The sequence below is a fragment of the Burkholderia sp. Bp8991 genome (assembly GCF_003853795.1).
In the GTDB taxonomy this organism is placed as follows: domain Bacteria; phylum Pseudomonadota; class Gammaproteobacteria; order Burkholderiales; family Burkholderiaceae; genus Burkholderia.
Window position 1 is genome coordinate 163,272 of sequence record NZ_QTQJ01000010.1, and the last position, 21,981, is coordinate 185,252.

Here is a 21,981-nt window from a genome sequence, read left to right on the forward strand (position 1 = left end):
GCGCGCCATTTCACGGCGGGCCGCCGATGGTACAAAGAGCGGCGGGCCAGCGACGGTGCGGCCGCGCGTGAAGCCGACCGGCACATGGCGCGGAGGCCGGGCCGTCGTCGCCGATGCGCAGACCGGCGGCCGCCCGTTCGATGCGCGTCGCACCCGGTGCGCGCCGCGATCGCTGCGCCTGCGCGAGCCTCGCGTGTCGATTGGCCTGCCGGATTCGGGGGCCGACGCGCGTCATCGACGATCGGCATTCAGTCCGGCCGTGGCCGTCAGCGGCCGCGTCGGCCGGTATCCTGTCACATTCGACAACAGAGGTTGAGCACGATGAAACTGCTTCGCTATGGCCCGTCGGGCCAGGAAAACCCCGGTATTCTCGACGCGGACGGCCGGATTCGCGACCTGTCCGCGCACGTGCCGGATCTTGCCGGCGACGCGCTGTCCGACGCCGGTCTCGCGCGCCTGCGCGCGATCGACCCGGCCACGCTGCCGCTCGTCTCCGGCGAGCCGCGCATCGGCGCCTGCGTCGGGCGCGTCGGCAAGTTCATCGGCATTGGTCTCAACTATGCCGATCACGCAGCCGAAGCCGGCATGCCGGTGCCGAAGGAACCCGTGGTGTTCGGCAAGTGGACCAGTTCGATCTGCGGCCCGAACGACGGCATCGACATCCCGAAGGGCTCCGTGAAGACGGACTGGGAAGTCGAACTGGGCGTCGTGATCGGCGCGACGTGCAAGGACGTCGACGAAGCGCGCGCGCTGGATTACGTCGCCGGCTACTGCGTCGTCAACGACGTGTCCGAGCGCGAGTGGCAGATCGAGCGCGGCGGCCAGTGGGACAAGGGCAAGGGCTTCGACACGTTCGGCCCGATCGGCCCGTGGCTCGTCACGCGCGACGAGGTGCCCGATCCGCAGCGCCTCGACCTGTGGCTCGAGATCGACGGCCACCGCTATCAGAACGGCAACACGCGCACGATGGTGTTCACCGTCGCGCAACTGATCGCCTACCTGTCGACCTGCATGACGCTGCAACCGGGCGACGTGATCACGACCGGTACGCCGCCGGGCGTCGGGATGGGCATCAAGCCGTCGCCGGTGTTCCTGAAGGCCGGTCAGACGGTGCGCCTCGGGATCGCGGGGCTCGGCGAGCAGTTGCAGGGCACGCGCAACGCGCAGTGAGCGCTCGCGCGGCGCGGGCGAGGCTGGCGGACGTAACCGGCTGGCTATCCGCCAGCGCTGCCGGACCCGTCGCCGGATCGCCGGCGGCGACCGACGCGAGTCGAACGCCGACCCCGATGCAACAAAGACAAGGGCCCGGTTCCGCATGACGCGGAACCGGGCCCTTGTCGTTCATCCGCGTTGGGACTCGGCGGATCAGACGACGTTGCCCAGCTCGCAATGGGCTTCGAGGCGATACCCGTCGGGATCGATGACGAACGCCGCGTAATAGCCGGGGCCGTAGTGCTCGCGTTTGCCCGGCCCGCCGTTGTCCTGTCCGCCGTGCTGCAGCGCGGCGCGGTAGAACGCATCGACTTCCACCGGCGACGCCGCGCGAAACGACAGGTGCAACCCTGAATCGGGATCGGCGACGACCGGACGTGCCGCGTGCTGCAACCACAGCACCGGTTCGCTGGTGCCGTAGCCGAGGGATCCGTCGTCGCTGTACAGCCGCTTGTAGCCGAGCGCGCCGAGCGTGCTGTCGTAGAACGCGCGGCTGCGGTCGATGTGGGCAACGCCGAACGAAAGGTGATCGATCATCTGTGGCTCCTTGAACTGAAGGGGGGCATCAGTGCAGCAAACCTGTTTACAACCACCAGGCCATCCGCTTGTGACGAAGCGCGCCGAGCATGCTGTCGTGGAATGCGCGGCTGCGGCCGGTGTGGACAACGTCGTGCGAAAAACGATCGATCATCTGTGGCTCCTTGAACTAAAGAGGGGACATCACAGCAGCAAACCCGTTTTTAACCACCATGCTGGTTATGTTAGGAAGCGTCCGGATGCTTGTCAACCGGCATGGTGGTTAGATACGATCGCGTCATGAGCAAAACGCAACCTTCCGTCACGACGGACTGCCTGGTTCCGGCGCCGTCCGAAACGCTGAGCATCGATTTCGCGAACACGCTGTACTGGCGTGGCGCCGACGTGCCGACCGAAACCTTCGGCACGCTGGACGACCTGTTCACGTGGTGCCGCGAGCAGGCTGGCGTGCCGGCCGGCCTGGCCGACGCGTGTCGCGCACGAGCACAAGAGAACGAGAAGGAGGACGCGCCGGCGATGCTGACGCGCGCGCTCGCGCTGCGCGAGGCGTTGTACCGGCTCTTTCACGCGCAGGCCGAGCGGCGCGAGCCGCAAGCCGACGATCTCGCGCTGCTGGGCGGTTTTCTGGCGGAAGCGGCGCCGCGCGTCGCGCTCGCGCGGATCGACGGCGGCTATGCGTGGCGGATCGGGGCAGCGGGCGCGACGCTCGCGGGGCTGCTGAGCCCGGTGCTGTGGTCGGCGACCGACCTGCTGGGCGGTGCGCGCCTCGCGAAGGTCAAGCGCTGCGCGAACGACGCATGCCAGTGGCTGTTCATCGACGACAGCAAGAACGGCAGCCGCCGCTGGTGCTCGATGTCGTCCTGCGGCAATCGCGCGAAGGCGTACCGCCACTATCACAAGGCCGATTGACGGCGGCGCGCGTCCCGGTACGTCACGCGTCGATCGCGCCCATCCCGCCCGAACCTATTTCGCCGACAGCTTCCGCCACAGCGTCGTCTTGCTGATGCCGAGCATCGCGCACGCGCGATCGCGATCGCCGCCGCACGCATCGAGCACCGCGCGGATCTCGTCGGCTTCCGCGCGACGGCGGCGCGCGTGGAGCGTCTGCGCGTCGGCGTCGTCGGCATCGGCCGCATCGGGCGGCGCCGCGAACAGCTCGGGTGCGATCGCCTGCAACGCATCGGGCGCGAGTGCCGCGCATGCCGCACCCGGATCGTTCTCGTCGACCTCCTCGGCCAGTTCCACCGCGATCCGCTCGACCACGTTCTGCAGTTCCCGCACGTTGCCGGGCCAGCGGTAGCGCGCGAGCGTCGCCTGCGTCGCGCCGAGCACGCGCATCGCATCGTCGGCCTCGCGCACGCGTTCGGCCAGCCGCGGCTCGCGTCGCGCGGCCTGCACGAGCAGCGTGGCCGCGAGCGCCGGAATGTCGGCGGCGCGCTCGCGCAGCGGCGGCAGGCCGACGTTCAGGATGTTGAGCCGGTAATACAGGTCCGCGCGGAACGTGCCGGCCTCGACGGCCGCGAGCAGCGGCCGGTGCGTCGCGGCGATCACGCGCACGTCGATGCGGATCGGCTCGGTCGAGCCGAGACGGATCACCTCGCGCTCCTGCAGCACGCGCAGCAGCCGGCTTTGCAGCGACGGCGGCATCTCGCCGATCTCGTCGAGAAACAGCGTGCCGCGGTGCGCGGCCTCGAACAGCCCGGTCTTGCCGCCGCGCCGCGCGCCGGTGAACGCGCCTTCCTCGTAACCGAACAGCTCGCTCTCGAGCAGCGCCTCCGGAAACGCGCCGCAGTTGATCGCGACGAACGGATAGCTGCGCCGCACCGACAGCGCGTGCAGGCTCTGCGCGATCATTTCCTTGCCGGTGCCGCTTTCGCCGAGCACGAGCACGGTCGCATCGGATTTCGCGTAGCGGCGCACGAGATCGCGCACGCGCGCCATCGGCGCGGACGCGCCGACCACGTCGTCGAGCGTGTAGCGCGCCGCGAACTGCTGCGTGTTCGGCTGCGAACGCAGCGCGCGGTCGAGCCGTTCGACCGCGCGCGATTCCTGGAACGTCAGCACGCTGCCCGACGTGACGCCGCGATCGACGAGCGGCCCGCGATGCACGACGTAGCGCACGCCGCGCACGGTCGCGAGCGCGTCGCCGTCCTCGCCGCGCAGCGTGCGCAGTTCGGGGCGCAGGTCGACGAGCGCGCGGCCGACGGCCGCCGCGGGTTCGACCCCGAGCGCCGACGCGAGCCGCTCGTTGATGGCTTCGACGCGGCCGCGCGCGTCGAGCGCGACCACGCCGTCGCGCAGGTGCTGCAGCAGGTTGTCGAGCCGCTGGCGGCGAAACGCCTCGGCGTGCGTCGCGTACGCGACCTCGAGCGCCGTCTCGACCGCCTTGCGCACCGACGCGTGCGAATACAGGAACACCGCGCCCATGCCGGCGCTAGCCGCGAGATCGGTGACGAGGCCGGGGCCGACGATCGTCTCGATGCCGCGGTCGTGCAGGTCGTGCACGCAGGCTTCCGCTTCCTGCGCGGACTGATATGACGCAAACTGCACGTCGAGGCCGTAGGCGGCGACGAAGCGGCGCACTTCGGGCGGCGTCTCGCCGGCGCTGACGAGCGCGATCCGCGACGCGTCGCGCCGCGCGCGCGCGAGCGCCTGCATCACGTCGAAGCCGGTCGGCGACACGACCACGACCGGCACCTGCGCACGCGTTTTCAGGAAGCCGCCGTTCGAGCCGGCCGCGACGATCACGTCGGGGCGCGCGGTGCCGGCCTCCGCGATCGCGCTCAATGCGTCTTCGTACGCGCGCGTGACGATGCGCACGTCGGCGCGTTCGTCGAATTCGCCGGCGATCTCGCGAAACAGGTCGCGCAGGCGGCTGATGCCCATCGCCCAGATGCGCGGACGCGCCGTGCGGTCGGCCGGGCCGACGGGCTTGGTCGAGGAGAGGTCCATGGCGACCGATTATGCGCGCGCGATTTCATTTTTGAAACATGAAATTGCTGAAATGAAATCATCGGGCGCTGCCTCGCCCGTGCCGGTTGCTTAAGAATCAGTGGGTTAGCCCCGATTCACGAGCTGGCCCGGTCCTTGCTGTTCATGGTCATTCCTTCAGGAGGCCGTTCATGAGCAACACGCATCTTCAGAGCGCCGGCGCGAAATTCCGCGCGGCAGTCGCGGCCGAGCAGCCGCTGCAGGTGGTCGGCGCGATCACCGCGTACGCAGCCAAGATGGCGCAGGCCGTCGGCTTCAAGGCCGTGTACCTGTCGGGCGGCGGCGTCGCCGCGAATTCGCTCGGCATTCCCGATCTCGGCATCAGCACGATGGAAGACGTGCTCATCGACGCGAACCGGATCACCAACGCGACCGACCTGCCGCTGCTCGTCGACATCGATACGGGCTGGGGCGGCGCGTTCAACATCGCGCGCACGGTCCGTTCGTTCATCAAGGCCGGTGTCGCGGCCGTGCACCTCGAGGACCAGGTCGGCCAGAAGCGTTGCGGCCACCGTCCGGGCAAGGAAGTCGTGCCGACCGACGAAATGGTCGATCGCGTGAAGGCCGCGGTCGACGCGCGCACCGACGACCAGTTCGTGATCATGGCCCGCACCGACGCGGCCGCTGCAGAAGGGATCGACGCCGCGATCGAGCGCGCGATCGCCTACGTGGAAGCCGGCGCGGACATGATCTTCCCGGAAGCGATGAAGACGCTCGACGACTATCGCCGCTTCAAGGCCGCGGTGAAGGTGCCGATCCTCGCGAACCTGACCGAGTTCGGCTCGACGCCGCTGTTCACGCTCGACGAGCTGCGCGAGGCGAACGTCGACATCGCGCTGTACTGCTGCGGCGCGTATCGCGCGATGAACAAGGCCGCGCTGAATTTCTACGAGACGCTGCGCCGCGACGGCACGCAGAAGGCGGCGGTGCCGACCATGCAGACCCGCGCCGAGCTGTACGACTTCCTCGGCTATCACGCGTACGAGCAGAAGCTCGACGAACTGTTCGCGCAGGGCAAGAAGTAACGCGACCCGCGCGCCGGGACATGGTTCCCGGAACGCTTTTGCATGAAGTCGGGCCGCGCGCACGAGCGCCGCGCCCGGCCGACGTGACACCCCAGATACCCATTGGAGAACGGAAACATGAGCGAGACGAAAGACGCAGCAGCACCGGCCGCCGCAGGCGCATTCAAGCCGAAGAAGTCGGTGGCGCTGTCGGGCGTGACGGCCGGCAACACGGCGCTGTGCACGGTCGGCAAGACCGGCAACGACCTGCACTATCGCGGCTACGACATTCTCGACGTCGCCGAATCGTGCGAATTCGAGGAAATCGCGCACCTGCTCGTGCACGGCACGCTGCCGAACCTGACCGAACTCGCCGCATACAAGACCAAGCTGCGCGCGCTGCGCGGCCTGCCGAGCGCGCTGAAGGCCGCGCTCGAGCAGATCCCGGCGTCGGCTCATCCGATGGACGTGATGCGCACCGGCGTGTCGGTGCTCGGCACCGTGCTGCCGGAGAAGGACGATCACAACCTGCCGGGCGCGCGCGACATCGCCGACCGCCTGATGGCGTCGCTCGGCTCGATGCTGCTTTACTGGTATCACTTCTCGCACAACGGCAAGCGCATCGAGACGGAAACCGACGACGACTCGATCGGCGGCCACTTCCTGCACCTGCTGCACGGCAAGACGCCGTCGAAGTCGTGGGTCGACGCGATGCACACGTCGCTGATCCTGTACGCGGAGCACGAGTTCAACGCGTCGACGTTCACCGGCCGCGTGATCGCGGGCACGGGCTCGGACATCTATTCGGCGATCACCGGCGCGATCGGCGCGCTGCGCGGGCCGAAGCACGGTGGCGCGAACGAAGTCGCGTACGAAATCCAGAGCCGCTACAGCTCGCCGGACGACGCCGAAGCCGACATCCGCCGCCGCGTCGAGAACAAGGAAGTCGTGATCGGCTTCGGCCACCCGGTCTACACGATCTCCGATCCGCGCAACAAGGTGATCAAGGGCGTCGCGCACAAGCTGTCGAAGGAAGCGGGCGACCTGAAGCTGTACAGCATCGCCGAGCGCCTGGAATCGGTGATGTGGGACGCGAAGAAGATGTTCCCGAACCTCGACTGGTTCAGCGCGGTGTCGTATCACATGATGGGCGTGCCGACCGCGATGTTCACGCCGCTGTTCGTGATCTCGCGCACGTCCGGCTGGAGCGCGCACATCATCGAGCAGCGCGTCGACAACAAGATCATCCGCCCGAGCGCGAACTACACGGGTCCGGAAGACCTGCAGTTCGTGCCGATCGAGAAGCGCTGATCTTCGGCCGCGCGCGCCGGCGCCCGTGATGCGGGCCGCCGGCGCGCGCGCAACGTCTTACCCCGAATTCCGCCCCACATCATGAATACCGCCAACCGCAAACCCCTGCCCAGCACGTCGCTGGACTACTTCGACGCGCGTGCCGCGGTCGAAGCGATCGCACCCGGTGCGTACGACACGCTGCCGTACACGTCGCGCGTGCTCGCCGAAAACCTCGTGCGCCGCTGCGATCCGGCGATCCTCGCCGATTCGCTGAAGCAGATCATCGAGCGCAAGCGCGAACGCGACTTCCCGTGGTTCCCGGCGCGCGTGGTGTGCCACGACATCCTCGGCCAGACGGCGCTCGTCGACCTCGCGGGCCTGCGCGACGCGATCGCCGAGCGCGGCGGCGACCCGGCCAAGGTGAACCCGGTCGTGCCCGTGCAGCTGATCGTCGACCACTCGCTCGCCGTCGAGTGCGGCGGCTTCGATCCGGACGCGTTCGCGAAGAACCGCGCGATCGAGGATCGCCGCAACGAGGATCGCTTCCACTTCATCGAATGGACCAAGCGGTCGTTCGAGAACGTCGACGTGATCCCGCCGGGCAACGGCATCATGCACCAGATCAACCTCGAGAAGATGTCGCCGGTGATCCAGGCGCAGGACGGCGTCGCGTTCCCGGACACCTGCGTCGGCACCGACAGCCACACGCCGCACGTCGACGCGCTCGGCGTGATCGCGATCGGCGTGGGCGGCCTGGAGGCGGAGAACGTGATGCTGGGCCGCGCATCGTGGATGCGCCTGCCCGACATCGTCGGCGTCGAGCTGACCGGCAAGCGCCAGCCCGGCATCACGGCAACCGACGTGGTGCTCGCGCTGACCGAGTTCCTGCGCAAGGAAAAGGTGGTCGGCGCGTATCTGGAATTCCGCGGCGAAGGCGCCGCGAGCCTCACGCTCGGCGATCGCGCGACGATCTCGAACATGGCGCCCGAATATGGCGCGACGGCCGCGATGTTCTTCATCGACGGCCAGACGACCGACTACCTGCGCCTCACCGGCCGCAGCGACGAGCAGGTGAAGCTGGTCGAGACCTACGCGAAGGCGGCGGGCCTGTGGGCCGATACGCTGAACGATGCGCAGTACGAGCGCACGCTGACGTTCGACCTGTCGAGCGTCGTGCGCAACATGGCCGGCCCGTCGAACCCGCACAAGCGACTGCCGACGTCCGACCTCGCCGCGCGCGGGATCGCCGGCCAGTGGGAAGAGAAGGCGGGCGAGATGCCTGACGGCGCGGTGATCATCGCTGCGATCACGAGCTGCACGAACACCAGCAACCCGCGCAATGTGATCGCAGCCGCCTTGCTCGCGCGCAACGCGAACGCGCGCGGCCTCACGCGCAAGCCGTGGGTGAAGAGCTCGCTCGCGCCGGGCTCGAAGGCGGTCGAGCTGTATCTGGAAGAAGCGAACCTGCTGCCGGAGCTCGAGAAGCTCGGCTTCGGCATCGTCGCGTTCGCGTGCACGACCTGCAACGGGATGTCGGGCGCGCTCGATCCGAAGATCCAGCAGGAGATCGTCGAGCGCGACCTGTACGCGACGGCCGTGCTGTCGGGCAACCGCAACTTCGACGGGCGTATTCACCCGTATGCGAAGCAGGCGTTCCTCGCGTCGCCGCCGCTCGTCGTCGCGTATGCGATCGCCGGCACGATCCGGTTCGACATCGAGAAGGACGTGCTGGGCCACGACCAGGACGGCAAGCCCGTCACGCTGAAGGACATCTGGCCGACCGACGAGGAGATCGACGCGATCGTCGCATCGAGCGTGAAGCCCGAGCAATTCCGCAAGGTCTACGAACCGATGTTCGCGCGCGCGGCCGATGCGGGCGAGCGCGCGGCGCCGCTGTACGACTGGCGCGCGCAGAGCACGTACATCCGCCGCCCGCCGTATTGGGAAGGCGCGCTGGCCGGCGAGCGCACGCTCAAGGGCATGCGCCCGCTCGCAGTGCTCGGCGACAACATCACGACCGACCACCTGTCGCCGTCGAACGCGATCCTCGCGAACAGCGCGGCCGGCGAATACCTCGCGAAGATGGGCCTGCCCGAAGAAGACTTCAACTCGTACGCGACGCACCGGGGAGACCACCTGACCGCGCAGCGCGCGACCTTCGCGAACCCGACGCTGATCAACGAGATGGCGGTCGTCGACGGCGCGGTGAAGAAGGGCTCGCTCGCTCGCGTCGAGCCGGAAGGCAAGGTCATGCGGATGTGGGAAGCGATCGAGACGTACATGAATCGCAAGCAGCCGCTGATCGTGATCGCGGGCGCCGACTACGGCCAGGGCTCGTCGCGCGACTGGGCCGCGAAGGGCGTGCGGCTCGCGGGCGTCGAGGCGATCGTCGCCGAAGGCTTCGAGCGGATCCACCGCACGAACCTGATCGGGATGGGCGTGCTGCCGCTCGAGTTCAAGCCGGGCACGAACCGCACGACGCTCGGCATCGACGGCACCGAGACCTTCGACGTGATCGGCGAGCGTACGCCGCGTGCCGATCTCACGCTGGTGATTCACCGCAAGAACGGCGAGCGCGTGGAAGTGCCGGTGACGTGCCGGCTCGATACGGCCGAGGAAGTGTCGATCTACGACGCGGGCGGCGTGCTGCAGCGTTTCGCGCAGGACTTCCTCGAATCGTCGCAGGCGGCTTGACCGGGTCATACAGGGACAACGCAAACATGGCTCACATTCCTCAAATCAGGATTCCCGCGACCTACATGCGCGGCGGCACCAGCAAGGGCGTGTTCTTCCGGCTGCAGGACCTGCCGGACGCCGCGCAGGCGCCGGGCGCCGCGCGCGACGCGCTGCTCTTGCGCGTGATCGGCAGCCCCGATCCGTACGGCAAGCAGATCGACGGGATGGGCGGCGCGACGTCGTCCACCAGCAAGACGGTGATCGTGTCGAAGAGCACGCGGCCGGGGCATGATGTCGACTACCTGTTCGGGCAGGTCGCGATCGACCGCGCGTTCGTCGACTGGACCGGCAATTGCGGCAACCTGTCGGCGGCGGTCGGCCCGTTCGCGATCAGCGGCGGCCTCGTCGATGCGTCGCGCGTGCCGCGCGACGGCGTCGCGACCGTGCGGATCTGGCAGGCGAACATCGGCAAGACGATCGTCGCGCACGTGCCGATCACAAATGGCGCGGTGCAGGAGACGGGCGATTTCGAGCTGGACGGCGTCACGTTCCCGGCCGCCGAAGTGCAGCTCGAGTTCATGGACCCGGCCGCCGACGAAGAGGGCGCGGGCGGCTCGATGTTCCCGACCGGCAACCTGGTCGACGACCTCGCCGTGCCGGGCATCGGCACGCTGAAGGCGACGATGATCAACGCGGGGATTCCGACCATCTTCGTCGAGGCGGAGGCGATCGGCTATACGGGCACGGAGCTGCAGGACGCGATCAACGGCGACCCGAAGGCGCTCGAGAAGTTCGAGACGATCCGCGCGCACGGCGCGCTGCGCATGGGGCTGATCGATACGCTCGATGAAATCGCGACGCGGCAGCACACGCCGAAGGTCGCGTTCGTCGCGAAGCCGGCCGACTATGTCGCGTCGAGCGGCAAGCGCGTGAATGCGGGCGACGTCGACCTGCTGGTGCGGGCGATGTCGATGGGCAAGCTGCACCACGCGATGATGGGCACGGCGGCGGTCGCGATCGGCACGGCCGCAGCGATCCCCGGCACGCTCGTCAACCTTGCGGCGGGCGGCGGTGAGCGTAATGCGGTGCGCTTCGGGCATCCGTCGGGCACGCTGCGCGTCGGCGCGGAAGCGCAACTCGAGAACGGCGAATGGACCGTCACGAAGGCGATCATGAGCCGCAGCGCGCGCGTGCTGATGGAAGGCTGGGTGCGGGTGCCGGGGGATGCGTTCTGATCGTTCCGGGCGTCGTATCGACGACCGGCAAGGGCGGCTTCGGCCGCCCTTTTTCGTCTCTGCTTAGATGGCGGTCAGCCGTGCAGGAAGCGGCGCAGTGCGTCGTGGCTGATGCGCCGCGCGGCCGTCGATACACGCGCGTCGGGCACGATGTCGAAGCCGTGCACGCCGCCCGGGAAGACGTGCAGCTCGGTGGGCACGCCGGCCCGGATGAGCCGCTGCGCGTAGCCGATGTTCTCGTCGACGAACAGGTCGACCGTGCCGACGGCGATGAACGCCGGCGGCAGCCCGTCGAGCCGTTCCGCGCGGGCGGCCGCCGCGTATGGCGACACGCCGTCGAGGCCCGGCGCGTGGCCGAGCAGTGACGTCCACGCGAACCGGTTGTTGGCCGCGTGCCAGACGAATTCGCCGGCATGCGGATGCGGTGCGCGCACGCAGGTGCGGTCGTCGAGCATCGGATACATCAGGTGCTGGAACGCCAGCGGGTATTCGCCGCGATCGCGCGCCAGCAGCGCCAGCGCGGCCGCGAGCCCGCCGCCCGCGCTTTCACCCATCACGCCGATGCGTGCCGGATCGATGCCGAGCGCGTCCGCGTGGTGGAAGGTCCAGGCGAGTGTCGCGTAGCAGTCGTCGATCGCGCCGGGAAACGGCGTTTCGGGCGCGAGGCGGTAGTCGAGCGACACCAGCGCGCACCCCAGCGTCTTCACCAGGGGGCGATGCACGGCTTCGAGATCTTTCGCGGCCCCGCGCACATAGCCGCCGCCGTGCATGTGCACGATCGCCGGCAGCGGGCGCGTTGCGTCGTCGGGCAGGTATACGCGCACCGGCACGTCCGGCGAGCCGCCGGAGCCCGGCACGCGCCGATGCTGGAGCGTGTTGCCGACCGTGTCGATCGGCGGCAGCGGCAGGACGCGGTCGCGATGCCGGGCGAGGTTGTCGGCGGTGAGCGTGACGGTCGGCCAGACGTCCAGCCAGGGGCGGATGTCGGGATCGACGAGATGACGTGTGTCCAAGGTGCGACTCCGTGAGGAAAACGGCGCAACGCGCGCGCGACCGGGGAACCGATGATGGCGGTGTCACAGCACGCTGCGTGCGACGACCCAGCGATGCACTTCGGTCGGGCCTTCGAAGATGCGCATCAGCCGCGCTTCGTTCGCCATCTGATGCAGCGGCAACTCCTTCGTCATGCCCATCGCGCCGAGCGTCTGCATCGCATGATCGATGACGCCCGACGCCATCTCCGTCGCGAACACCTTGACCATCGAGATCTGCGTGCGCGCATCCTGTCCGGCATCCACCCGCGCGGCCGCTTCATAGGTCATCAGGCGGCACGCGTGGATCTGCGTCAGCGCGTCGGCGACCCACCACTGGACCGCCTGGCGCTCGGCCAGCGGCACGCCGAAGGTCTTGCGCTGTTTCGCATGGTCGCACAGCAGCGCGACCGCGCGCTCGGCGCGGCCGATGCACCAAGCGGCCATCTCCAGCCGACGGTTCGACAGGCGCGCCTGCATCGGCGCGAAACCGGCGCCTTCGCGGCCGAGCAGCTGCGTGGCGGGAATGCGGCAATCCTCCAGCACGATTTCATAGGTCGACAGCCCGCCGATCATCGGAATGCGGCGTTCGATGACGAACCCCGGCGTGTCGCGCTCGACAATGAATGCCGACATGCCGCCGCGCTTGCCCTTGCTTCGGTCGGTCAGCGCCATCACGATCGTCCAGTCGGCTTCGCGCGCGTGGCTGATCCAGATCTTCCGGCCGTTCAGCACCCACGTGTCGCCGTCGCGCTCGGCCGTCGTCGACAGCGCGCCCGGGTCCGAGCCGGCGCCAGGCTCGGAAATCGCCATCGCGGAACGCGTGATGCCGCGCGCGTACGGTTCGAGGTAGCGCGCGCGCTGTGCGTCGTCGGCCGCGTCGCACAGCATCCGCAGGTTCGGTGAGTCGGGCGGCAGGATGTACGGCGTCACGGTCATGCCGATCGCTTCGTTCACACCGACCATCGCGACGGCCGGCAGGTCCGAGCCGCCGGCATCGGCGGGCGCGTCGAGACCCCACAGACCGAGTTGCCGCGAGCGCTCGTCGAGCTGCGCGCGTTCGTCGGCGAGCAGCGCGAAGCGCTGGCCGTCGGCCTCGCGCGCCATCACGGCCGCTTCGAGCGGCATCAGCTCGTCTTTCACGAAGCGTGCGACGAGATCCTTGATCATCCGGTGGTCGAGATCGAGTTCGAAATTCATGGGTGTGTCGATGAAGGAGTGAAGGGCAGGGTGCGCGCTCAGATCGCGCGCGCAGGGGACGCCGCCCGGGCGCGCAGCGTGCCGAAGAGCGCCAGGCAGCCGGCCGCGAGCAACGCGGCGTTGAAATAGAGGCCGCCGCGCATCGAGCCGCTGGCGGTGTTCAGCACGCCCATCAGGAACGGGCTCGCGAATCCGCCGATCGCGCCGGACATCGTGATCGCCGCGATCGCGATGGCCATCGAGCGCTTCGGCAGCACGAGCCCGGGCAGCACCCAGAACGCGGGCAGCGCCGCGGCATGCGCGGCGACCGCGACGCAGAGCGCGATCGTCAGGTTCGCGGCGCCGTCGACGCGCGCCAGCACGACGAGCGCCGCCGCGCACGCGAGCATCGCGGCCACGCCGTGTTCGCGCCACGCCTGCCGGCGTTCGGTGCGCCAGCCCATGCCGAGCAAGCCGATGACGCCGCACAGGTAGGGCAGCGCGGACAGCACGCCGATCTGCATCGCGCCGTGCAGGCCACCGCGGTGCAGGATCACCGGCATCCAGAATACGAGCGCGTAGCCGGCCGCCGCGATCGAGAAATTGGCCGCGCACAGCAGCCAGAAGTCGCGAAGCGCGAGCAACGGCCGTGTCGACGCCACGCCGTTGCCAACGTCGGCATCGGCCTGCGCGTGCGCATCGCGCAGCGCGGCCTTGTCGGCGTCCGACAGCCAGCGCGCGTCTTCCGGCCGGTCGTCGAGGAAGCGCAGCGCGACGAAGCCGAGCGCGCTGCTCGGCAGCCCTTCGACGACGAACAGCCATTGCCAGCCGCTCAGGCCGGCGACGCCGTCGAAGACCGTGAGAATCACGCCCGACACGGGGCCGGCGATCAGCCCCGCCAGATACAGCGCGCTCATGAAGAGGGCGAACGCCTTCGCACGCTGCTTCGGCGGATACCACGCGCCGAGATGGAACAGGATGCCGGGGAAGAAGCCGGCCTCGAACACGCCGAGCAGGAACCGGCACACGTAGAACTGCGCAGGCGTCGCGACGAACATCGTCGCGGCCGAGCCGAGCCCCCACAGCACCATGATCCGCGCGATGGTCCGGCGCGCGCCGATCCGCGCGAGCAGCGCGTTGCTCGGAATCTCGAACGCCATGTAACCGATGAAGAAGATGCCCGCACCGAGCCCGTAGACGGCGTCGGAGAAGCGCAGCTCGGCGGCCATCTGCGCGTGCGCGAAGCCGATGTTGATGCGGTCGATGAACGACAGCGTGTAGCAGAGAATCAGGAACGGCAGCAGGCGCCGCGAGATCCGGCGGTAGAGCGCCGGCATCGCGTCGTCGCGTACGCCGGCCGGGGTGGACAGGGTCGAGGTCATGGGCACTCCGTCAGAAGCGGTGAGTGATGCCGAGCGCCAGCACCTGCTCGGTGCCGCCCGGTTGCGGTTGCAAGCCGGCGACGACGGTGTTGCGCGCGCGGCCGCCGTTCTTCATGTACAGGTAGCGGGCATAGAGCGAGGTCCGCTTCGATAGCGGATGGTCGTAGCCGAGGCCGAACGCGGTCGCGTCGTTTGCCGAGCCCTTCACGTCCCGGCGCACGGCCGACACCAGCAGGCGGTCGAGCGCGCCGACGTCGACCGTCGCGCCGACGCCCGCCGTCGAGAACGCGGGCGAGCCGGGCGCCGTGCTGGCGCCGTGGAGGAACGCGCCGTACAGCTTGACCCGCGCGAACGCGTAGTTGGCGGCGAATACGTAGTGGCGGGTGGTCGTCGGCTGGACGACGGGTGCGAGGTTGCCGGCCGACATGTCGTCCTGGAAGCCGGCGCCGACGTAGAGGCCGCCGATCCGGTACTGGAGCCCCGCGCCGTAGTTGCGGCCGGCCTGCGTGGACAGTGCGTTCGGCGTCGGAAAGCCGTAGGTGGCCATCACGCGCAGGCCGTTCCAGTCTGGGCCGAGATACGACGCCGCCTGGTTGAAGCGCGGAATCGGCGGCGTCGTGGCGGTCGTGATCGAGTCCGTCGACGTCGCGAGCAGCGCGAGCGGCGACATGCGTTCGTTCAGGCCGAACGGGTCGCCCTCGTACACGATGTAGAACGACGGCGTGTATTGCCGGCCGAGCCGCAGGTCGCCGTAGCGCGTGTCCTGCAGCGCCACGTACGCCTGCCGGTAGAACAGCGTGCCGCCCTGGAGCGAACCGTCGGCCGGCAAGAAGCCGCTTTCCAGCACGAATTTCGTCGAGGTGCCGCCGCCGAGATCCTCGACGCCCGTCAGACCGACGCGGCTCGTCGACCCGCCGCCGCCGCTCTGCCGGAAGCTCGACCGGCTGCCGATCCGATCGAATTCGACGTAGCTGTCGACGATTCCGTACAGTGTCACCGACGACGCGTGCGCATGCGGCGTGCACAGCACGCAGGCGCCGATCAGGAGTGCTTTACATTGCATGAATGTGTGTCTCCGTTCCATGTTTGTTATGCGCCGCGCCCGCGTGCGGGGCGGCGATCGACGGCGCGCGGCGGACGGGGCCGCGCGCCGCCGGGCTCAGCGTCCCTTGAACACCGGCTTGCGCTTCTCGAGAAACGCGAGGGCGCCTTCGACCCGGTCCTCGCTTGTATAGACGTCGGGACCGACGTCGAGCCGCAGCGCCGCGGCAACCGGCAGGCCCCAGCTGCGGGTCGCCGTTTCCTTGATGCGCCGGATCGTGAGCGGCGCGTTCGCGGCGATCGCCTGCGCCAGTTCGCGCACGGTATCGTCGAGCGCGGCGCCGGGGACGACCCGGCTCAGCAACCCGACGCGCAGCGCTTCGTCGGCGTCGAAGCGGCGGCCCGTGAACAGGAGCTCCATCGCGACCGCGCGCGGCAGGATGCGCGGCAGCAGCACGCTTGCGAAGTTCGCGCCCATGCCGACTCGCACTTCGGGCAGCGCGAAATACGCGTGATCGGCGGCGATCCGCAGGTCGCACGCGAGCGCGATTTCGAAGCCGCCGCCGACCGCGTAGCCGTTGATGGCAGCGATGGTCGGCTTGCGCAGTTCGAGGATCAGCTCGTGCACGTTGCGTGCAAGTCCGCGCATCGGCCGCATGCCGCGCATCTCGGGATCGCCGAGATCGATGCCCGCGCTGAAGGCCCGCTCGCCCGCGCCGCGGATCACGATCGCGCGCACCGCGGGGTTGTCGTCGAGCGTGACGAGCTCGTCGCACAGGCGCCGGATCGCGTCGGCGGACAGTGCATTGGCGACATGCGGGCGATGAATCGTCAGCCACGCGATGCTGTCGTCGTCGCTGCGCAGGATCGACGGGGCGTCGTCGCCGGTCAGGGAGGAGAACGTGCGCGGCGTGGTCATGACGCGCTCCCGGTGGTGGCGCGCTCGTCGTGAACGACGCCGGCCCTGCGCAGCGCGTCGCGGCGGGCCGCGTCGAGGCCGAGCGCGTCGAGCACCGCGTCGGTGTCGGCCGCGAACGGCCGCGGCGGCCGGCGGATCGAGCCGGGCGTGCGCGACAGCCTGGCCGGGATGCCCGCGCCGGTGTAGGTGTCGTTCTTGACGAACATCGCGTTGCGGACCGCGTGCGGATGGCCGAACCCGTCGGCGATGGTGTTGACCGGTCCCGTCGCGACGCCGGCGCGCATCAGCCGGTCGACGACCTCGTCGGCGGGCAGCTCGGCGGTCAGCTGCCCGATCAGCGAGTCGAGCGCGTCGCGGTGCGCGACGCGCTCCGCGTTGGTCGCGAAGCGCGGATCGCGCGCGAGCTCGGGCACGCCGAGCGCTTCGACCAGCTTCGCGAACGTGCGGTTGTTGCCCGCGCCCGTCGCCACCGGCTTGTCTTTGCAAGGATAGACGCCGTACGGCGCGATCGCGGCGTAGACGTTCCCCGTCGCGACGGGCACGTCGCCCGTCGCCATCCAGGTCGTGCTGAGCGGATGCAGCATCGACAGCGCGGTGCTGAACAGGTCGATGTCGACGTGCTGCCCGAGCCCGGAGCGCGTGCGTTCCACCAGCGCGAGCAGGATGCTCGACACGGCGCTCAGCCCGGCCGCGTAGTCGACGACCGGAAACGGTACCTTCAGCGGCATGCCGCCCGGCTCGCCGTTGATCGACATGAAGCCGGCGAGCCCTTGCGCGACGGCGTCGTAGCCCGGAAACCGCGCGAGCGGGCCGTCGGTGCCGTAGCCGGAGATCGAGCAATGGACGACGCGCGGAAAGCGTTCGCGCAGGCAATCGTCGTAACCGATGCCCCAGCGTTCGAGTGTGCCCTGCTTGAAGTTGTCGACCAGCACGTCGGCCGTCTCGAGCAGGCGGAACAGCACGTCGCGGCCGTCGGGATGCGACAGGTCGAGCGCGAGGTTGCGCTTGTTGCGGTTGAGCCCCCAGTAGTAACTGGAGAGGCCGCTCGGCATCGCGGGCCCCCAGTCGCGTGTTTCGTCGCCTTGCGGCGGTTCGATCTTGATGACGTCCGCGCCGTGGTCGGCGAGCGTCTGCGTGCAGAACGGGCCCGCGTAGACGCGGCTCAGGTCCACCACGCGCACGCCCGCGAGCGCGCCTTCGTTGCTGATGATCATGACGATGTTTCCTTCGATGGTCGGCGATGCTGGCGTTCGCCTGCTGGGTGCCGGGCGAAGCGCCGCGGGTTCAGTCGCGCGCGGCGAACAGCGCTTCGACGGCCGCGCGGTGTTCGGGCGTTGCATGGGCGAACGCCTGGTACGACGCGGACAGGTCGAGCAGCGTGTCGAGACTTGCGTGCCGGCCTTCGCGCAGCAGCCGCTTGGTCAGGCGCAGTGCGGTGCCCGGATGGCGCGCGATGCGCGCGGCGAGCGCGTGCGTGTCGGCCAGCAGTTCGCCGTCGGGGACGACGCGCGACACCAGCCCGTGGCGCAGCGCCGTTTGCGCGTCCACTGCGTCGCCCGTGAACGACATCTCGGCGGCGACGGCCGCGCCGACGATCTGCGGCAGGAACCACGCGCCGCCGTCGCCCGGCACGAGGCCGAGCGCGATGAAGCTTTCCGCGAAGCGCGCGCTGTCGGCGGCGATGCGGATGTCGCACATGCAAGCAAGGTCGGTACCGGCGCCGATGGCCGGGCCGTTGATCGCCGCGACGGCCGGCACTTCGAGCTGCTGGAACGCGTGCGCGAGGCGCTGGATGCCGCGGCGATAGCGGGTGCGGATCGCCGCGAGGTCATGCAGGCCCGACTCGGCGAGCGCACGCATCGCCTTCACGTTGCCGCCCGACGAAAACACGGCGCCGGCGCCGGTCAGGACTAGCACGCGAATCGACTCGTCGCGGTTCGCTTCGTCGCAGCACGCGACCAGTGCATCGATCGCATCGGTGTCCGAAATGGCGTTGCGCGTTTCGGGGCGGTTCATCGTGACGGTCAGGATCGGTCCCTGCCGTTCACGGATCAGAAAGGCTGACATGATGTCTCCGTATGTTCTGTACCGCGGGGCTTCACGCCGCGGGCCGAAGCCTAGTATCGTCACGACGGTTGGCGGCGGGAAATTCTGTTCCACATACGTGGAAGGGGCCGCCGTGACGGGCGCGGAGGGGCGGGATGAACGGAAACGTGGTCAAGAGCGCGGCGCGGGTGTTCGAGGTACTGGAGCTGTTCAGCGAACTGCAGCGGCCGCTGAGCGTGCGCGAGATCGCCACGCGCTGCCGCTATCCCGGGTCGAGCGCGGCGGCGTTGCTGACCAGCATGAAGATGCTCGGCTACCTGTCGTATGACGAACGGACGCACGCGTATGCGCCGACGGCGCGGCTCGTCAATCTCGGCGAAGCGCTCGTCGATTCGGCGGCAGGCAGCCGGCGGTACTGGCACGCCGTGGCGAAACGGCTGGCGGCCGGCACGCGGGAGGCCGTCGTGATCGCGGTGCAGAGCGACCTGTACGTGCAGTACATCGACGCCGTCGCGGGCGCGCACCGGATTCCGGTCCAGTTCTATGCGCCGATCGGCACGCGTCGCGAGATCTGCATGTCGGGGCTCGGCTGGGCGCTGCTGAGCCTGCAGCCGGACAGCACGATTCGCCGGCTCGTGGCGCGCAGCATCCGGCGCATCGGAAGGTCGGGCAGGACGATCGACGAGGACGTCGTGCTGGACAAGGTCGAAGAGACGCGCCGGCTCGGCTATTCGTATTCGGCGCATACGGTGACGCAAGGCGCGGCGATGATCTCGATGGTGATCGCCGACGGCTGGAACGGCATGCCGCTCGCGATCGGCGTCGCCGGGCCGGTCGAGCGGATCGAAGAACATCGCGGCGCGATCGTGCTCGCGATGCGCGATGCGCTGGCCGAGCGCATGGACGAAGCGGTCGGCTAGTCGCGCGGTCGCTTGTGCGGCGACCCGTCCGCCTGCGGCGGTCTCCGCCGGCATCGGGCGGACGGCGGCGGGTGGTCATCCGGTGTCGACGCGAACCTCGCGTATCGGCCGTCTTGCCGTCGGCGCCGCGCACGTTCGCATAAAATCGGAGCGCCGTTTCGTTTCGCCCCTGTCCGGTTGCATTTCCGCGAGGTCGCCATGTCATTGAACGCGCCGCTTTCCGGCGTCCACATCGTCGAATTCGAAGGCCTCGGCCCCGGCCCGCTCGCGGGCTGGATGCTCGCCGGGATGGGCGCGCGCATCACGCTGATCGCACGTCCGGCCGGCCGCACCAGCGCACCGGACGCGCTGCAGGGCCGCGACGGCGACCTGCTGCGCGAAGGCAAGACGATCGTCGAACTCGATCTGAAGACGCCGACGGGCCGCGACGCGGCGCTCGCGCTGATCGCGCAGGCCGACGCGCTGATCGAGGGCCTGCGTCCCGGCGTGATGGAACGCCTCGGCCTCGGGCCCGACGATTGCGCGCGCCACAACCCGAAGCTCGTGTATGGGCGCATGACGGGCTGGGGCCAGGACGGACCGCTCGCGACGGCCGCCGGGCACGACCTGAACTACGTCGCGCTGACGGGGCTGCTGTCGCTGTCGGCACCGCGCGACGGCCGGCCCGGCGTGCCGCCGACCGTCGTCGGCGATGCGGGCGGCGCGCTCGGGCTCGCGTTCGGGATCGTCTGCGCGCTGTTCGACGTGCGCGGCGGCGGCCCGGGGCGCGTGGTCGACGGCGCGATCGTCGACATCGTGTCGATGCTCGGCTCGCTCGCGTTGTGGGCACGCGCGAACGGGCAGCTCGATGGCGCGCAGCCGAGCCTCTTCCACGATGCGCCGTTCTACGACGTGTATCGCTGCGCGGATGGCGAATGCGTGACGATCGGCGCGCTCGAGCCGCCGTTCTATGCGTTGCTGGTCGAGCGGCTCGGGTTGAGCGATGTCGATCCGGCGTCGCAGTACGATCGGGCGCGCTGGCCGGCGCTGAAGGTGCGTTTCGCGGAGGTGTTCGCACAGCAGCCGTCCGCGCACTGGCGCGCGCTGCTCGAAGGGACGGACGCATGCTTCGCGCCGGTGCTGAGTGTGGCCGACGCGCTGGAGCATCCGCACAATGCGGCGCGCGGGATCTATCGAACTGACGAGAACGGGAACGTGCGGGCGCGTGTGGCGCCGCGTTTTTTGCCACTGGCGGGCGATGGGGCCGAGTAGCGCGTCGAACCTCACGGTTCGGGAGCAAACCTGGTGTGGTCCGTAGAGCATTCAGGATGGGGCTAAATTTGGTGCTAAATAAGGTACAATAAAAATTCAATCGAACCAGGAGCGAGCATGCCCCACACCATTCTGGCCAGCGTGACGGCGAGCGTTTCGGAGCTGAAGCGGAACCCGATGGGAACCGTGGCGGCGGGCGAGGGCTTCCCGGTCGCGATCCTGAATCACAACGAACCCGCGTTCTATTGCATCCCGGCGAAGACATGGGAGGCGATGGTCGAACGTCTCGAAGATATTGAAGACAACGCGCTCGCCGATTCACGCGCCAAGGGGAAAGTCGTCAAGGTCAACCTGAATGACCTTTGAGCTCGCCTTTCTCGAACCTGCATTGAAGGAGTGGAAGAAGCTCGATCGCACCGTTCGCGATCAGTTCAAGGCGAGAATTGCCGAACGGCTCGAAAATCCGCGCATTCCTTCGGCGAAACTGCACGGTCATCCGGACCGCTACAAGATCAAGCTGCGCAGTGTCGGCTATCGCCTCGTGTACGAAGTGCGCGAGGCGGAGGTCGTGGTGCTGGTGGTCGCTGTGGGGCGTCGCGAGCGCGATGCCGTCTATCTCGCTGCGATGAAACGCTAGCGCGACACGCGTTGCGGCTTCGGCGTTTCGCGGCTTATCTCATCGAGCCGGCCGGCGGCGCCCGTCACGCCGTCTCCTCCCGCGCATCCGGCATCTTGCCGTCGCCGACGCGGTTGATCGTGCCTTGCGCGATTGCGACGAGCCGTTCGTGATCGCCGTCGATGACGAACACATGACACTGGCAGGTCGCCTGGTGCCGGCCCGCGTAGACGACCTTCGCGCGCGCAACGAGCGTGCCGTTCACGGCCGGCCGCAGGTAGTTGATCTTGTATTCGGCGGTGATGACGCGCGGGCCGAGCACCAGCGCGCCGGCGAACGTCAGCGCGTTGTCGGCGAGATAGCCGATCACGCCGCCGTGCACGAAGCCGTGCTGCTGCCGCAGTTCTTCCCGCACGGGCAGGCACAGCGACACTTCGTTGTCGCCGATATGCATCAGCTCCGTGCCCAGCAGCATGCTGAACGGTTGCGCGCGCAATGCGCCGCGCGCGTGGTCCGTGATGTCCGTCATCGACTTCCCCAATGCGTGTCCGCTTGCGCTGAACTCTAGGAAGGGGGCCGCGGATAAGCAAGGAAATTCGTCCGCATTTCGCGCAGATGCCGGCGCGATGCGACGTGATGATTGCGTCG

The 21,981-nt window shown here is 68.9% G+C and carries 20 protein-coding genes; 10 read left to right on the plus strand and 10 right to left on the minus strand.

Features of this window, described 5'->3' with window-relative positions; genetic code table 11:
- Nucleotides 1-321 precede the first annotated feature (321 nt).
- A complete protein-coding gene (locus DIE02_RS14300; protein ID WP_124486056.1) occupies nucleotides 322-1,170 on the plus strand; it encodes an ureidoglycolate lyase in 849 nt (282 codons plus the stop codon).
- Between the two features lie 195 nt (nucleotides 1,171-1,365).
- Here DIE02_RS14300 and DIE02_RS14305 read toward each other — a convergent pair whose 3' ends face one another.
- Entirely contained in the window at nucleotides 1,366-1,749 is a 384-nt protein-coding gene (locus tag DIE02_RS14305) for a VOC family protein (protein WP_124486057.1), read from the minus strand.
- Between the two features lie 255 nt (nucleotides 1,750-2,004).
- Between DIE02_RS14305 and DIE02_RS14310 the strand changes: the two genes are divergently transcribed.
- Nucleotides 2,005-2,658 carry an ABATE domain-containing protein gene (locus DIE02_RS14310; RefSeq protein ID WP_124486058.1) on the plus strand — a complete coding sequence of 218 codons (654 nt, stop codon included), beginning with the start codon at nucleotides 2,005-2,007 and terminating at the stop codon, nucleotides 2,656-2,658.
- 54 nt (nucleotides 2,659-2,712) lie between these two features.
- Here the strand turns inward: DIE02_RS14310 and prpR are convergent, their stop codons facing one another.
- Entirely contained in the window at nucleotides 2,713-4,701 is a 1,989-nt protein-coding gene (gene prpR, locus DIE02_RS14315) for a propionate catabolism operon regulatory protein PrpR (RefSeq protein ID WP_124486059.1), read from the minus strand.
- A gap of 170 nt (nucleotides 4,702-4,871) precedes the next feature.
- Between prpR and prpB the strand changes: the two genes are divergently transcribed.
- From prpB to prpF, 4 genes are all read left to right on the plus strand, one after another.
- Nucleotides 4,872-5,765, plus strand: coding sequence for a methylisocitrate lyase (gene prpB / locus DIE02_RS14320; protein WP_044845010.1), 894 nt, complete (start codon nucleotides 4,872-4,874; stop codon nucleotides 5,763-5,765).
- Nucleotides 5,766-5,882: 117 nt separating this feature from the next.
- A complete protein-coding gene (gene prpC, locus DIE02_RS14325) occupies nucleotides 5,883-7,055 on the plus strand; it encodes a 2-methylcitrate synthase (RefSeq protein WP_044845011.1) in 1,173 nt (390 codons plus the stop codon).
- A gap of 81 nt (nucleotides 7,056-7,136) precedes the next feature.
- Nucleotides 7,137-9,731 carry a Fe/S-dependent 2-methylisocitrate dehydratase AcnD gene (gene acnD / locus DIE02_RS14330; protein WP_124486060.1) on the plus strand — a complete coding sequence of 865 codons (2,595 nt, stop codon included), beginning with the start codon at nucleotides 7,137-7,139 and terminating at the stop codon, nucleotides 9,729-9,731.
- Nucleotides 9,732-9,757: 26 nt separating this feature from the next.
- The gene (prpF, locus tag DIE02_RS14335; protein WP_044845013.1) at nucleotides 9,758-10,948 is read left to right on the plus strand and encodes a 2-methylaconitate cis-trans isomerase PrpF; all 1,191 of its coding nucleotides are present in this window, start codon (nucleotides 9,758-9,760) and stop codon (nucleotides 10,946-10,948) included.
- A 74-nt stretch (nucleotides 10,949-11,022) separates the two neighbouring features.
- Here prpF and DIE02_RS14340 read toward each other — a convergent pair whose 3' ends face one another.
- The 7 genes from DIE02_RS14340 to DIE02_RS14370 all read right to left on the minus strand — a co-directional run bounded on the left by DIE02_RS14340 (nucleotide 11,023) and on the right by DIE02_RS14370 (nucleotide 18,567).
- Nucleotides 11,023-11,961 carry an alpha/beta hydrolase gene (locus tag DIE02_RS14340; protein ID WP_124486061.1) on the minus strand — a complete coding sequence of 313 codons (939 nt, stop codon included), beginning with the start codon at nucleotides 11,959-11,961 and terminating at the stop codon, nucleotides 11,023-11,025.
- Nucleotides 11,962-12,024: 63 nt separating this feature from the next.
- Entirely contained in the window at nucleotides 12,025-13,179 is a 1,155-nt protein-coding gene (locus DIE02_RS14345; protein WP_124486062.1) for an acyl-CoA dehydrogenase family protein, read from the minus strand.
- A 38-nt stretch (nucleotides 13,180-13,217) separates the two neighbouring features.
- Nucleotides 13,218-14,540: an MFS transporter gene (locus DIE02_RS14350; RefSeq protein WP_124529158.1), complete on the minus strand. Its 1,323-nt coding sequence runs from the start codon at nucleotides 14,538-14,540 to the stop codon at nucleotides 13,218-13,220.
- 10 nt (nucleotides 14,541-14,550) lie between these two features.
- Entirely contained in the window at nucleotides 14,551-15,603 is a 1,053-nt protein-coding gene (locus tag DIE02_RS14355) for a porin (RefSeq protein ID WP_124486064.1), read from the minus strand.
- A 96-nt stretch (nucleotides 15,604-15,699) separates the two neighbouring features.
- On the minus strand, nucleotides 15,700-16,500 hold the full coding sequence (locus DIE02_RS14360; RefSeq protein WP_124529160.1) for an enoyl-CoA hydratase/isomerase family protein: 801 nt from the start codon (nucleotides 16,498-16,500) through the stop codon (nucleotides 15,700-15,702).
- The gene (locus tag DIE02_RS14365; RefSeq protein WP_124529162.1) at nucleotides 16,497-17,714 is read right to left on the minus strand and encodes a CaiB/BaiF CoA-transferase family protein; all 1,218 of its coding nucleotides are present in this window, start codon (nucleotides 17,712-17,714) and stop codon (nucleotides 16,497-16,499) included. The genes DIE02_RS14360 and DIE02_RS14365 overlap by 4 nt, the downstream gene beginning before the upstream one ends.
- 70 nt (nucleotides 17,715-17,784) lie before the next feature.
- Nucleotides 17,785-18,567, minus strand: coding sequence for a crotonase/enoyl-CoA hydratase family protein (locus DIE02_RS14370; RefSeq protein ID WP_124529164.1), 783 nt, complete (start codon nucleotides 18,565-18,567; stop codon nucleotides 17,785-17,787).
- 134 nt (nucleotides 18,568-18,701) lie between these two features.
- Here DIE02_RS14370 and DIE02_RS14375 point away from each other — a divergent pair, with 134 nt between their 5' ends.
- From DIE02_RS14375 to DIE02_RS14390, 4 genes are all read left to right on the plus strand, one after another.
- Nucleotides 18,702-19,466, plus strand: a complete 765-nt coding sequence (locus tag DIE02_RS14375; RefSeq protein ID WP_124486068.1) for an IclR family transcriptional regulator — start codon at nucleotides 18,702-18,704, stop codon at nucleotides 19,464-19,466.
- Nucleotides 19,467-19,664: 198 nt separating this feature from the next.
- Complete coding sequence (locus tag DIE02_RS14380; protein WP_124529166.1) at nucleotides 19,665-20,717, plus strand: CaiB/BaiF CoA-transferase family protein; 1,053 nt, start codon at nucleotides 19,665-19,667, stop codon at nucleotides 20,715-20,717.
- Between the two features lie 117 nt (nucleotides 20,718-20,834).
- Nucleotides 20,835-21,083 carry a type II toxin-antitoxin system Phd/YefM family antitoxin gene (locus tag DIE02_RS14385; protein ID WP_124529169.1) on the plus strand — a complete coding sequence of 83 codons (249 nt, stop codon included), beginning with the start codon at nucleotides 20,835-20,837 and terminating at the stop codon, nucleotides 21,081-21,083.
- Nucleotides 21,073-21,354 (plus strand): type II toxin-antitoxin system RelE/ParE family toxin, encoded by a 282-nt coding sequence (locus tag DIE02_RS14390; protein WP_124529171.1) that lies wholly within the window; start codon nucleotides 21,073-21,075, stop codon nucleotides 21,352-21,354. The genes DIE02_RS14385 and DIE02_RS14390 overlap by 11 nt, the downstream gene beginning before the upstream one ends.
- Nucleotides 21,355-21,418: 64 nt before the next feature.
- Here DIE02_RS14390 and DIE02_RS14395 read toward each other — a convergent pair whose 3' ends face one another.
- On the minus strand, nucleotides 21,419-21,862 hold the full coding sequence (locus DIE02_RS14395) for a PaaI family thioesterase (RefSeq protein ID WP_044845017.1): 444 nt from the start codon (nucleotides 21,860-21,862) through the stop codon (nucleotides 21,419-21,421).
- Nucleotides 21,863-21,981: the final 119 nt, after the last annotated feature.